The following is a 1,148-nucleotide window of genomic DNA, read 5'->3' as shown; positions in this document are numbered from 1 at the left end:
ACCCCCGCCGTGTGCGCGTGTGACATCTTCCGAGGTGAGAATGATGAGCAGCACCAGTCTGTCCCCGAGCTTGATCGCCACGTTGTCCGGGGAGTACTACACCGATCCTGAGGTCTTCGCCCAGGAGCAGGAGCGGGTCTTCGAGGCCATGTGGTTCTGTGCGGTCCGTGCCGCCGATCTGGCCGGGCCCGGTGCTTTCCGCACGGTTCAGGTGGGGCGGGAGAGTGTGTTGGTCTCCCGTTCCCGGGACGGTTCGGTCAGGGCGTTTTTGAACATCTGCCGGCACCGTGGTGCGAAGTTGTGCACGGAGGAGTCGGGTGAGGTCAAGCGGGCGTTCCAGTGTCCGTACCATGCCTGGACCTACGGTCTGGACGGCAAGCTGGTCGCGGCGCCGAATCTGACGTCGATGCCGGACATCGACCGGGTCGAGTACGGCCTGGTCAATGTCCATGTCCGTGAGTGGCTCGGGTATGTGTGGGTGTGCCTGGCCGAGACGCCGCCGTCGTTCGAGGCGGATGTGATCGGCGCGGTGGCTGAGCGGTTGGGCGGCGCCGAGCCGATCGAGAACTACGGGATCGACGATCTGCGGGTGGGCCGGCGGATCACGTATGACGTGAAGGCCAACTGGAAGCTGATCATCGAGAATTTCATGGAGTGCTACCACTGCGCGACCATTCATCCTGAACTGACGGAGGTGCTGCCGGAGTTCGCGGACGGGTTTGCGGCGCAGTACTACGTCGGGCACGGCGCCGAGTTCGGTGAGGAGGTCAAGGGGTTCACGGTCGACGGCTCGGAGGGTCTGGACCGTATCCCGGGTGTGGTCGAGGAGCAGGATCGCCGTTATTACGCGATCACGGTGCGGCCGCAGGTGTTCGTCAACCTGGTGCCGGACCATGTGATCTTCCACCGGATGTATCCGATGGCGCCCGATCGCACGGTCGTGGAGTGCGACTGGCTGTATCTGCCGCATGTGGTGGAGAGCGGCAGGGACGTGGAGCGGTCGGTGGAGTTGTTCCACCGGGTCAACCAGCAGGACTTCGACGCCTGTGAGCGCACCCAGCCGGCGATGAGTTCGAGGGCGTACGCCAAGGGCGGAGTCCTGGTGCCCAGCGAGCACCACATCGGCGAATTCCACACCTGGCTGCAGG

The 1,148-nt window shown here is 64.5% G+C and carries 1 protein-coding gene; it reads left to right on the top strand.

Translation table 11 applies throughout. From position 1 onward, the window contains the following. Positions 1 to 43 precede the first annotated feature (43 nt). Positions 44 to 1,148, top strand: a 1,105-nt coding sequence (locus ACWD01_RS37540; RefSeq protein ID WP_451168477.1) for an aromatic ring-hydroxylating oxygenase subunit alpha, incomplete at its 3' end; no start/stop codon positions are given.

It is taken from the genome of Streptomyces sp. NPDC002835, assembly GCF_053591995.1.
Note: the sequence above shows the minus strand (reverse complement) of the source record. Positions and strands in the feature narration are given on the sequence as shown.